The organism is Pseudoalteromonas sp. S1727 (genome assembly GCF_005886375.1).
GTDB lineage: Bacteria > Pseudomonadota > Gammaproteobacteria > Enterobacterales > Alteromonadaceae > Pseudoalteromonas > Pseudoalteromonas haloplanktis.
The window spans coordinates 1-11,877 of the sequence record NZ_PNDT01000168.1; the positions used below are offsets into that span (position 1 = coordinate 1).

General features: G+C 37.7%; 10 protein-coding genes. 7 read left to right on the forward strand and 3 right to left on the reverse strand.

Features of this window, described 5'->3' with window-relative positions; genetic code table 11:
• Nucleotides 1–947 precede the first annotated feature (947 nt).
• Both CWB85_RS21265 and CWB85_RS21270 read right to left on the reverse strand, forming a co-directional pair.
• Nucleotides 948–2,597 (reverse strand): methyl-accepting chemotaxis protein, encoded by a 1,650-nt coding sequence (locus CWB85_RS21265; RefSeq protein ID WP_171039054.1) that lies wholly within the window; start codon nt 2,595–2,597, stop codon nt 948–950.
• 397 nt (nt 2,598–2,994) lie between these two features.
• Entirely contained in the window at nt 2,995–3,900 is a 906-nt protein-coding gene (locus CWB85_RS21270; protein ID WP_016710450.1) for a LysR family transcriptional regulator, read from the reverse strand.
• Between the two features lie 182 nt (nt 3,901–4,082).
• Here CWB85_RS21270 and CWB85_RS21275 point away from each other — a divergent pair, with 182 nt between their 5' ends.
• Entirely contained in the window at nt 4,083–5,042 is a 960-nt protein-coding gene (locus tag CWB85_RS21275; RefSeq protein WP_138555968.1) for a class 1 fructose-bisphosphatase, read from the forward strand.
• A gap of 239 nt (nt 5,043–5,281) precedes the next feature.
• The gene (locus tag CWB85_RS21280) at nt 5,282–5,956 is read left to right on the forward strand and encodes a hypothetical protein (RefSeq protein WP_138555969.1); all 675 of its coding nucleotides are present in this window, start codon (nt 5,282–5,284) and stop codon (nt 5,954–5,956) included.
• A gap of 62 nt (nt 5,957–6,018) precedes the next feature.
• On the opposite strand, the gene CWB85_RS21285 is transcribed toward CWB85_RS21280, so the two are convergent.
• Nucleotides 6,019–6,849: a DeoR/GlpR family DNA-binding transcription regulator gene (locus tag CWB85_RS21285; protein ID WP_249314946.1), complete on the reverse strand. Its 831-nt coding sequence runs from the start codon at nt 6,847–6,849 to the stop codon at nt 6,019–6,021.
• Between the two features lie 375 nt (nt 6,850–7,224).
• Here CWB85_RS21285 and CWB85_RS21290 point away from each other — a divergent pair, with 375 nt between their 5' ends.
• From CWB85_RS21290 to CWB85_RS21310, 5 genes are read left to right on the forward strand one after another with little or no spacing between them, the layout of a single operon-like run.
• The gene (locus tag CWB85_RS21290) at nt 7,225–8,136 is read left to right on the forward strand and encodes a sugar kinase (protein WP_016710454.1); all 912 of its coding nucleotides are present in this window, start codon (nt 7,225–7,227) and stop codon (nt 8,134–8,136) included.
• Nucleotides 8,136–9,131 (forward strand): TRAP transporter substrate-binding protein, encoded by a 996-nt coding sequence (locus tag CWB85_RS21295; RefSeq protein ID WP_016710455.1) that lies wholly within the window; start codon nt 8,136–8,138, stop codon nt 9,129–9,131. The genes CWB85_RS21290 and CWB85_RS21295 overlap by 1 nt, the downstream gene beginning before the upstream one ends.
• Nucleotides 9,128–9,631: a TRAP transporter small permease gene (locus CWB85_RS21300; RefSeq protein WP_016710456.1), complete on the forward strand. Its 504-nt coding sequence runs from the start codon at nt 9,128–9,130 to the stop codon at nt 9,629–9,631. The genes CWB85_RS21295 and CWB85_RS21300 overlap by 4 nt, the downstream gene beginning before the upstream one ends.
• Entirely contained in the window at nt 9,628–10,920 is a 1,293-nt protein-coding gene (locus CWB85_RS21305; protein WP_016710457.1) for a TRAP transporter large permease, read from the forward strand. The genes CWB85_RS21300 and CWB85_RS21305 overlap by 4 nt, the downstream gene beginning before the upstream one ends.
• Nucleotides 10,921–10,948: 28 nt before the next feature.
• Complete coding sequence (locus CWB85_RS21310) at nt 10,949–11,722, forward strand: glucose 1-dehydrogenase (protein WP_016710458.1); 774 nt, start codon at nt 10,949–10,951, stop codon at nt 11,720–11,722.
• Nucleotides 11,723–11,877 lie beyond the last annotated feature (155 nt).

Here is an 11,877-nt window from a genome sequence, read left to right on the forward strand (position 1 = left end):
CCACGTGCAGTTTGCAAAAGTAGGGTTTTATACACTGCCCCTATTAATTGGGGGCAGTTTACTAAAAAACGCCCCCACTTGGGGGCAGTTTTTTTTAAATTAAATGCGAAAAAAGACGTTGTTAAAAAATATTAATTTTTGCCCCTATTAATTGGGGGCAGTTTCCATGTTTTTTCCCAGTGGGGGCATTTTACGAAAAGTGCCCCCAATTAGATTTGTGTGCACTTTTGTATTTTTAGATCCTGCTGATTAGGCCAGCAATTTGCATTCTTGTTATACATGAAATCTAAAATGCGTTTCTATCTGAAAAATAAGTCATCGCCTTGTCGTGATTTATAGTGTGAAATTTGACTTGGAATGATTGAGAGTTTCCGGTGCCATATCTTGATTTTGTAAGTAGTCTTCGATGTTATTTATGAATTTAATAACAACTGCGCATGATTATAATTAATCATTGAAGAACTCAATGTGACAACCAAATAACTCCCCTGTGAGCTTGTAAGGTGTTTTTTTGTTTATTTTAATGTTTGGGTTGGGTTTGGTTTTTTTTTTGCGCCACAGGGGTGGTTAGGGGCTGTTTTGTTATGAAGCTATTGTCAATCATGATATTGGTCAATATTTTCTGAAGTTACACTAAGAGATCGTAGGTGCACGGTTGCTTATTTTTTATAGGGTCTGGATTTAGACGATGTAGCATGTCTTCTTCTGCCTCGATGAGAATCGAACTTCGGCTCGTAAATGTTAAGAAAATTTACTTACCTCCTTACCCTAAAAAATTACAAAAGCTGAAACTGGTGGAAGAACACCTTAAGCAATGTGATGTTATATATAATTCCTAAGCCAATATATGGAGTTAGCTGTCGTTAAACTTAAAGTTTAATGACAGCTAGAAAATGTTTGTTTTAGCAAATTAATTGCAAGGTAGTCCGCTTGAGATAGTAAAGCACCTAGTCTAATTTAAATATTTTAACGGCTTGTTGTAGCTCATTAGATATCATTGATAGTTCGTTTGCATTTTCTACTGTGCCATCAGAACTAATCGCTGTTTTATTGGCTAAGTCTCTTATTGATACGATACTCTGATTGATATCGGACGCTACGTTTGTCTGTTCTTCAGCTGCAGCCGCTATCTGTGTGCTCATGCTTTCAATGAATATGATGGATTCTCTAATCCCCTCAAGAGCTTGACTTGCAGTCGTGGATTTTTGTGCTGTCGATTGAGCGTCTTGCATATTTTTTTTCATGAGTGAAACAGATTGCTGAGCAGCATTTTGTAGCTGCGAAATCATTTGTTGAATTTCTTCGGTACTTTGTTGTGTTCTAGTAGCTAAGTGTCTAACTTCATCGGCTACCACTGCAAAGCCTCTCCCTTGTTCACCAGCTCTTGCGGCTTCTATTGCTGCATTAAGAGCAAGTAAATTTGTTTGTTCTGAAATGCCACGAATGACATCTAGAATACTGCCAATCCCTACCGTTTTGACTTCAAGCTCAGTAATAACCTGTTGTACTTGCTCCATACCAGCTAGCAAGCATGTAATACTCTGATTCATACTTGAGACAATTTCATTGCCTTGATCCGCGTTTTCATTCGCGCTTTGTGTTGCATTAGCTGCATCAAGCGCGTTACGAGCGACTTCTTCAGCAGTAAATGTCATTTCATTCATTGCTGTCGCTGTTTGCTCAAGTTGTTCCATTTGCGTCTGTGAATCAAGTTTAACGTGATGCGCACTTTCTATCATTTTGTCTGCTGAGGTATTAAGTGAGTGTGTAGCATTATTAATATCTGAAATTATACTCTGCAGTTTGTTTACCATTTCGTAAACTGCACCATATATACCGATAGGTTCAATGTTATCTCTTTTTATTGATGTAAAATCCCCAGATGCAATCCTTTGTACAACTGATTCTATTTCATAAGGTTCACCACCAATTACAGCGTATAAACGTTTAACAAAGGCAAAAGCAAGCATAACTACAATTAGTAATAAGCTCAGTGAAATTAATATTAAGTTTCTAATTAAATTATTAAGTTCTTCTTCTCCTTTGCTTTGTTTTTCTTTTATTGTGTGCGCAATTTCATCGATATAAAAGCCAGTTCCTATATACCAGTTAGTATTTGGGATCATTTCCAAGTAAGCCATTTTTTCATGAACGCCAGAGTCATCGCCTGGGCGGCCTGAAAGATAAGTTAAATAACCATCTTTTTTTGTAACCGCTTCGATTTGATTTAGCACGCTTTTATTGTTGCTAAAATCTTTCCCTCTAATAGCTGGGTTTCTGCCATTTGCGAGTGCAGTTCCATCTAATGTCATGATGAAGAAGTAGTTTGAAGTATCAAATTTGAGGGTGTTTATTATATCTATAGCCTGATCTAAATTACCTTCAGAAACAGGTTTTTCTATGGTGTTAATCGCGAGGCTAACTAAGCTTTTTAAATGAGCACGTTTTGCCTTTTTAATATCAATTTGATACTGGCTTAAATCGTTTTCAAAAGTATCCATTGAGTTATGATAAGTGAGAATTACAAATGTAGTAATAATCACAATAATAGGTGTAATAACGCTAAGTATTATTTTTTTTCTAAAGCTTAAATCCATATTCATTCCTGCCCTGAGAATGCTATTTTTATGCGAACATGGCTATAAAGTTTGCATAAATTCAAAGATGGTGCTTATCGCAGTTTTATAGTTCGTTTCTATGGGAGACTCACCTAGAAATGTACTTTTGGGTGACTAGCCAGCTACTGCTAGATTCGTTGAAGCAGGTGGATAATGGGAGTATTGATCATTTTTAAACATAATAATTGTTACCTAAAATTGTGTGTGTTTATGTAAGATAAGTGTCAATCTGTATGACTTTATGTGACTCATTATGATTGGCTTTGCTTATACTGGTTAATGGCGTGTTAAATGTCAAGCGTGGCTTTGAGGAAGAGAGTTGAGGCGAACGGTATTTACTTGCGCTTCAATACGCTACTTTGCAATTCGTATTGCGTTAATTAAATATGTGCTCAAGTGAGCGATAGGCTTGTTTTATGTTTTCAATCAATAAGGTAATTTTTTCTGGTTTGTGCCGAGTGTAAGGGTAAATAGCAAATACGCCTAATGAGCGCGCTTTATACTGCTGTAATACTTGTACAAGTGAGCCATCTCGTAGTTCTTCATACACACTGCATTTTGGAACGTAAATTACACCCATATCGTTCAGAGCTGCTTTTTTTAATGAAAGGGCATTGTTTGATGACATGCTTCCTTTGACGAGAATTGACTTCTGTTGCTCGCCTTTAGTAAAACGCCATTCATTGCCACCGTTTGCCTGTAAATCATAGCAAAGGCAGTTGTGCATTTTTAGGTCGTCGATCTCTTTAAGTGGGTTTGTAGAGTTTAGATATTCAGGAGAGCAACAAACAACCCAACTTGATTGTAATAATGGCACTGCTATTAGTGATGAGTCAGCAAGTTCAGCCGTTCTTATAGCTAAATCCACCCCTTCTTCAACTAAATCTACCAGTTTATTTTCAAGCCTTAATTCAATGCTAACTTTAGGGTATTTTTTACAAAATTTAGCAACTAAATCAGCTAAAAGTAACTCCCCTGAAATTGTGGGGACTGACATAATAATATGACCAGAGACTTCTTGAGAAAGCTCATTAATTGCTGTGAATGCATCATTTGCTTGCTGGTTAATTCCTTTTGCATGCTTGTATAAAAGTTTTCCTGCATCAGTTAGGCTCAGCTTTCTTGTTGTTCTGTAAAGTAGTTGGGTATTTAATTCTTGCTCTAACGCAGAGACTTTTTTGCTTACCACTGTTTTTGACAAACCAATTTTTAATGCTGCTTGACTGAATGAGCTTTCCTCAACAACAGCAGCAAAAATAGCAAGTTCAGATGCACCAATCATAAAGCAACCTTAATTATGTCTTGTTTCGAAACAGTTTGTTTATTTATTGTCAATATACACATAAATGACGGCGGAGTATATTGTTTAGCTGGTTAATAGCTAGGAAGCGTTTTGGTCCATGTGCTTGAATTGCAGGCGATCAGCGACGTTAAAAGATCATGATAAAAATCTAGGAAATTAAATTGCAAAGATTAATACCTGTACTAAAGAGAGATAATGTTGAACTTGAGTTGATCATGCTTATAAGAACAGTTCTTGCTGCATCGAAAGAAATTTCATTTCGGGTTAGCCAAGGCGCATTAGCAGGTGTACTCGGCTCTACATTGGATGAAAACATTCAAGGTGAGGTTCAGAAAAAGCTAGATGTTTTGGCTAATCAACTGCTCAAAGATATGCTTTTAGATGATGATTCAGTAAGAGCAATTGCATCTGAAGAGGAGGACTTTGTGGTAGCTGGTACGCCAAACGCTCCTTATATTGTCGCCTTTGATCCACTTGATGGCTCTTCTAATGTTGATATTAATGGCCAAATAGGGACTATCTTTACAATCTATAAGGCTCGAAATGATGTACCTGATGATAGTGAACTCCAGTTTGCTCAACCAGGTAATCAACAGTTGTGTGCAGGATATGTGCTTTATGGAGCGTCAACTTTGCTTGTGATGACAACTGGCGGACCTACACGTTGTTACACACTGGACTCAACACATGGTGGCTACCTACTTACAGAAAATAGCTTTGATATACCATTAAAAACAAAAGAATTTGCCGTTAATTTAGCCAATTACCGCTACTGGTCTGACAGTATACAATCCTACTTTAACGAAATTTTATATAAGAGTGATGAATATGCCGGCTCGTCAATGCGATGGAATGCAGCTATGGTCGGTGATATCCATCGTGTGATCAGTCGTGGTGGGCTATTTTTATACCCTCAAGATTCAAGAAGTGGCAATGAAAATGGAAAAATTAGGCTGCTTTATGAAGCTAATCCGCTCGCTTTGTTGGTTGAAAATAGTGGCGGGCAAGCATCCAGTTTAGGACGATCAATCTTAGACATTCAGCCAACCTCTTTACATCAACGAGTACCTGTCGCCATTGGCTCTAAAGAGCAAGTTGAGTACTATAATAAGTTTCTTTAATCAGTTGTTTTTTATGTAAATGTAAAAGCTCCAAAGAGAAGGCTTTTACATTTACTTTTCTCCGCTCATTAATATGAGGTGTAGCAATTTTTCCATGCGATCAATGTTGTGATTGATTATGTTTGGTTTTGACTTATTTTGTTGTAATGATGGCAGGGGTTGATACAATAGCTACTTTGTTGCGAGTGCAAATGTAACTGAATTTGTACGTTTGAATTACGGATAGGAGCGCATCAGTTTTGCTTAGTCATATTTTTGATATTGATGGTACTTTAACTAAAAGTGGTCATGATCTTTGGTTTTTAACAATGCAGGAGTTATGTGAGCCTATTGCTTTCAAAGCGTTAGTTACTGAATGGGAGAAAAAAAATAAGACGTATGAGCATTCTTATCAATTGCTTGTTGGTACGCTCAAGTTACTACGTGATATTTCAAATCCTGAAGAGCAGATCTTTAATACAGCCAAAAGATTAACCCTTGGCTTAATTGATGAGCAGCTTGTTCCTGCACAAGCAATTCTAACACTAAGACAGAGTATTCGCTTATGTGACTTGGTGGTATTGAATACCGCAAACTATAGTGAGGCTGCGAAAGGCTTCACTGCGGCATTATTAGAACGCGATTTAATTAGTTTATCTGAATATAAGAAGTTGGTTATTCTAGCAACAAATACAAATTGGGCCGATTATTCAGCTGAATGCTTTAATATGGGGGATGTTAAAATCCACACATATTATAGATATTTACAACGTGAAGGCTACCCAGTGAAAGTACCCGATAAAGCATTTGTGGATGACCCTTTATTTAATGATGCTTCTTTAGCAAACGATGCTTTGGAAGTCGTTGTAGTAGATAATGCAAAAAATAAAGACTATGTCAGAAAGACGGGGTTTGAGCGTGTTTTTTGGTATTAATTCAGGGGACTCGTTATTAAGTAAAAGAATAACGAGTACTTCCCCATTATAGATAATGAGTATTAATCGATAGCATCAACAATTAATACTTCAATATTTTGACTTTCAAACTTTTGAATCAGTGCCGGCTCGGCATTTGAATCAGTGATTAAAATATCCACTTCAGACAGTGGGCAAAATATAAAATTACTATGTTGGCCTAGCTTGGTACTGTCAGCTAGGATAACTAGTTTTTCCGTTTGTCTTTTTAACTTTTGTTCTGAGCGGATAAGTAGTGGATCTGATTCCATTACGCCAAATTCACCAAGACCAGGGGTTCCCATAAACATCATTGAGCCACGATAATTTTCAGTCGTATCGCTTTCATAAGAGCTCAAGATTATCCCTTGCTCTCGATATATTTCTCCACCAGGGAGTGAAACCTGATTATCGCTATTTTCTGTTAGGTAATTTGCTAGAACAAACGAGTTTGTAAGTATATTTAGCTGCAGTTTACAAAGGTATTCACCCATCATGTAAGTAGAACTACCGCCATTGATAATTATTGAATCACCTTCCGAACACAACGACACTGCGCGTCGAGCAATCAGCTTTTTGGTTTTTTCTCGCTTGGTTTTATCGACACTAAACGAGGTGCTTGAGATTTGTTTTTTGGTTTTCTCGCCATTTATTGCTTCTGCACCTCCTCTTATCTTAGTGATTTCACCTCGCTTAGACATTTTAGTGATATCGCGTCGAATTGTCGCCTCGGAAGCATTGAGCTGCTGAGTCAAACTTCGAACGCTAGCAAATTGACTTTGTTCTAAAATGTCTATGATTAGTTGTTGTCTGTGCTTTTCGAGCATTGGTAGCGCTTGCTCATCATTCTCAGTTTTTCCAAGGGAGTTATTCATATTTATCGATAGATCATCCAGTCATTAATTGAAACTTAATTATACACAATTTGATTGTAAAAGACATTTTTTGACGATAATTGTTTCTTTTAGTTATAAGGGTCGCTCAATAATTATAAGTAATTGCCTATTTTTTATGTGCTTTTATTATTTCGGCCTGCTTAATCGTCGATTAATCTTATCGGAAAATGTCTCATATTTGACAAATATAAAACATTCGGTCAATATCGCTCAATATAATCATTTACAATCACGCAACCTGTAGTTAAAATCATTCACTTCCACACACTAATACGTTTTCTTCTGTCGGTGGGTAGTAAATAGCAATGATTTTATTAAAAAGCAGCTTATGTGAATTAAATCTAAAGGTGAATTGTGAAAGTAGCAGTATTAGGTGAATGCATGGTTGAGTTGAGTCAGCAAGCCGCTGATCAGTTTAAAATTGGTTTTGGTGGGGATACTTTAAATACTGCTATTTATTTATGCCGCTGCCACGGTAACGCCGATTATTTTACGGCTTTAGGTAATGATCATTATAGCAAGGTTATGCTGGAAGCATGGCAAGAAGAAGGGATCGGCATTGAGCATGTTAGAATCAAAAATGGTCAGTTACCTGGTTTGTACATAATAAATAATGATGACAATGGTGAACGTTATTTTCATTATTGGCGTCAAAATGCGCCAGCCAGAACTTTATTGACAGACTTTCCAGAAGTTTTGAATGAAATAAAACAATACGACATGGTGTTCCTTAGTGGAATTACATTATCTCTTTACCCTCAAGATGATCTAATTGCTTTATTCAACTGCTTATCACAGTATCGAAAAAATGGTGGTTTAGTTGTTTTCGATAATAATTATCGTGCGCGTAATTGGATGGATGTAAGCACTGCGATACAGGTGTTTACTAAGATGATGTCCTTAACGGATATTGCCCTTATTAGTTTTGATGATGAGAAAACTCTCTATGGCGATCATACGGCTGAAGAGTGTATCGATCGTTGGGCTGATGCAGGTGTGGGCGAGATTGTTGTTAAAAATGGACACCATGGTTGTCATTTATACAAAGACAACCAGCGTTTATTTTATCCATTAAAATCGGTTCTAACACCTGTTGATACTACAGCAGCAGGCGATTCATTCAATGGCGCATACCTTGCAGCAAAATTACAAGGCAAAAGTGTTCAAGCGTGTATTAAGGCTGGGCAGCAATGCGCTAGTACTGTAATTATGCATAAAGGTGCAATTATAAACCGAAGTATTCCGCTTATGGGTGAGGGGGTATGATGTATATGCGTACTTTTATTAAACTCTTTATGATTACAGTATCTTGCCTCGTTTTATCAGCATGTAATAAAAGTGATGAAAGACATACATCAATTCGGTTGGCTCATCATTTAGATACTCAACATCCGGTTCATAAATCACTCGTTCACATGAATGAAGTACTCCAGCAGCTTTCAGGTGGAACGATGGAGTTAATTATTTATCCTTCTGCACAAGTTGGTACCGAACGCGAAGTACTTGAACTTTTACAGATTGGCAGTATGGGGATGACAAAGGTTTCTGCCAGCTCACTTGAAGCATTCGTTCCGCAAATGAAGGTATTTAGCCTTCCTTACTTATTTAATGATCATGCGCATTATTGGAAGACATTAGATAGTGATATTGGTCGAGACTTATTAAACGCGGGTACTCCATTTCTGATCAAAGGTTTAGGTTATTTTGATGCAGGCAGCCGTAGTTTCTATACCACAAAACGAAAAGTTGAAAGCCCAGCAGATTTAAACGGGTTGAAAATTCGTGTGATGAGTAGCCAAACCGCCGTTGATATGGTCAATACGATGGGCGGTGCAGCAACGCCAGTAAGCTGGGGTGAGCTCTATACAGCGTTACAACAAGGTATTGTTGGAGGTGCAGAAAATAATCCCCCTAGTTTCTATTATTCAAAGCACTATGAGGTGAGTAAATATTATTTATTAGATGAGCATACCTCTATTCCAGACGTAATCGTTATTGGCACTAAAGTGTGGGACAAGCTAAAGCCTCAAGAACAGCAATGGTTAAGTCAAGCTATGCATGAAGCAACTGAGTATCAAAAAGTACTTTGGGCAGAATCGACTGAGATGTCTTTACAGAAAGTAGAAGAAGCAGGTGTTGAAATTATTACTGCAGATAAAACCCTGTTTCAAGACAGCGTAAGCTCAATTTATGATTCATTGGAAGGCACTATGCTCGAGCCTCTCGTTGACAGTATTAAAGCTATGGGAGAATCAGAGTGAAACAGTTTGAACACGTCTTACACACAATTGACCGTTCTTTACGGGTTTTATTAGCCATTATGCTGACTTTATTAGTTGTAGATGTTACTTGGCAAGTTTTAACGCGGTTTGTGTTACCGCAGCCAAGTTCTTTTACTGAGGAAGTAGCTAGGTTTTTACTTATTTGGATAAGTTTGCTAGGTGGGGCTTACGCGTATAGAGAGCATAGTCACCTAGGGTTTGACTTAATTGTAAGGAATTTATCAGTAGCGAAAGCCAAAATCGTTTTTCAACTATGTTGTCTATTGGTCGCTATATTTGCGATCACTGTATTGATAATTGGTGGTTTGAATTTAGTACTTCTAACTTGGACATTAGGCCAACACTCGGCGGTATTAAATGTACCAATGGCAGCTGTATACCTCGTACTGCCTCTTAGTGGATTGCTTTTTTTACTCTATAGCATCTATTTCTTTTTTAATGCCCCAAATCATTCAATAGAGCAGGAGGACATCATATGACGAGCATGATTTTATTTGGTGTTTTTGCACTGCTATTGCTAATTAATTTACCTATAGCACTGGCTATTATCTTCGCTACATTAGTTACTATGTTAGCAACAATAGACACACTACCTGCACTGACTACTATCGCACAGAGGTTAACAGCTGGTATTGATAGTTTTGCTTTATTAGCTATCCCATACTTTATTTTATCTGGGTATATCATGGGGCAAGGCGGTATTGCATTAAGATTAATTGAATTTGCTAAAGTCTTAGTCGGACGCCTTCCTGGTGGATTGGCATTTGTTAACGTGATTTCATGCGCATTGTTTGGATCAATTTCGGGGTCTGCTGTTGCTGCTACCTCAGCAATTGGCGGCTTTATGATCCCGGCAATGAAAAAAGAAGGCTACGATAAACCTTTTAGCACCGCTGTAACTGTAACCGCTGCGACTACAGGGATGCTTATTCCGCCTAGTAATATTTTGATCATCTATTCACTGGCTAGTGGAGGGGTGTCAATAGCAGCCTTATTTATTGCCGGTTACTTACCTGGATTATTGGTCACGCTCTTATTAATCATAGGTGCTGCTATTTACGTTAAACGTAAAAATATTCAGCCGTTATCTAAAGAGTCAATTGGTCCATTTTGGCCTTCGCTTTTTGGTGCCGTTCCTAGTTTATTTCTAATTTTCTTGATAATCGGTGGCATTATTGGTGGCTTTTTCACACCAACAGAAGCGGGTGCAATAGCTGTACTCTATTCATTGGTTATTTCTCTGTATTTTTATAAAGAACTTAATTATAAAGATCTGTATCCAATTTTACTTAAAGCCGTTAATACAACAGCTATTGTGATGCTATTGATCGGTGCATCTTCCGCAATGTCTTGGTTAATGTCTTACGAATTGATCCCACAAACTATTAGTCAGACATTATTAGCCTTGTCAGAGAACCCATTAATTATCCTATTAATAATTAATATTACGTTGTTATTGATTGGTACATTTATGGATATGACCCCAGCGGTACTCATTTTCACCCCAATCTTTTTACCTGTTGCTGAGTCTCTAGGGATATCGCCCTTACACTTTGGCATCATGATGATTCTAAATTTATCAATCGGCCTGTGCACACCACCTGTAGGTAGCGTGTTATTCGTCGGCTGCAGTATAGGTAAGGTTTCTATTAGTGAAATAGTTAAGCCTATTTTACCTTTGTATGCGGCAATGGTCGTTGCACTTGTTTTAGTCACTATCTTCCCTTCGATCAGTGAATTCTTACCTCAACTTTTAGGCTTAATTTAAGAATTAAGCTGTTTATAGGAGTTTTAAAATGAACACATATTTGCAAGAACAGTTTGGTTTAGAAAATAAGGTTGCAATTGTTACTGGTGCTAGCCGTGGTTTGGGCCAAGCTATGGCGGTTGCTTTAGGTGAAGCAGGTGCAACAGTCGTTGCAATTGGTTCAAAGGTTGAGAATGTTGAAGCGACAATCTCTTTACTAAAAGACAAGGGTGTTTCGTGCCTGGCGCTTGGCTGTGATCAAGGTGATGGCGAACAAATCAAGCAGGCAATTGCAGATACTATTAGCGAATTTGGACGAATTGATATTCTAGTGAATAACGCAGGCACTATTAAACGTGCGCCAGCACATGAATTCTCTGATGAAGATTGGAATGAAGTTATCAATACTAACTTAAATGGTGTGTTCAAATTCTGTCGTGAAGCCGGTAAGCACATGCTTAAACAAGGCTCGGGTAAAATTATCAATATTGCATCATTATTAAGTTTTTCTGGCGGTATTACTGTTCCAGCTTATGCCGCAAGTAAAGGTGGTGTAGCGCAGTTAACTAAAGCTTTAGCAAATGAATGGGCGGCTAGCAACATTCAAGTGAATGCTATTGCACCAGGTTATTTTGAAACTGATAACACGTATAACCTTCGCCAAGACAAAGAGCGTCATCAAAGTATTACGGCGCGAATTCCAAGTGGTGTTTGGGGTAAACCTGAAGATCTTGCCGGTGCTACCGTATTTTTATCAAGCAATGCAGCCAATTATGTTAATGGACATGTGATGTTAGTTGATGGCGGTTGGATGGCTCGCTAAGCCATTATTATTTTAATTTTTTAAGATGTATAAACAAATTATACAAAGGGGCAATTATGGACTTTATGTTCTCAGCGGATATCAGAAGTTATAAAACCATGCGTAATGATGAATTACGTGATGCATTCGTTACCGCGCCATTATTTGAAAGCGGT

Bases quoted from the DNA above. Each gene is read 5' to 3' on its own strand.
- CWB85_RS21310 (WP_016710458.1), top strand. From the start codon at position 10,949: ATGAACACATATTTGCAAGAACAGTTTGGTTTAGAAAATAAGGTTGCA.
- CWB85_RS21285 (WP_249314946.1), bottom strand. From the start codon at position 6,849: ATGAATAACTCCCTTGGAAAAACTGAGAATGATGAGCAAGCGCTACCA.
- CWB85_RS21295 (WP_016710455.1), top strand. From the start codon at position 8,136: ATGTATATGCGTACTTTTATTAAACTCTTTATGATTACAGTATCTTGC.
- CWB85_RS21305 (WP_016710457.1), top strand. From the start codon at position 9,628: ATGACGAGCATGATTTTATTTGGTGTTTTTGCACTGCTATTGCTAATT.
- CWB85_RS21270 (WP_016710450.1), bottom strand. From the start codon at position 3,900: ATGATTGGTGCATCTGAACTTGCTATTTTTGCTGCTGTTGTTGAGGAA.
- CWB85_RS21265 (WP_171039054.1), bottom strand. From the start codon at position 2,597: ATGGATTTAAGCTTTAGAAAAAAAATAATACTTAGCGTTATTACACCT.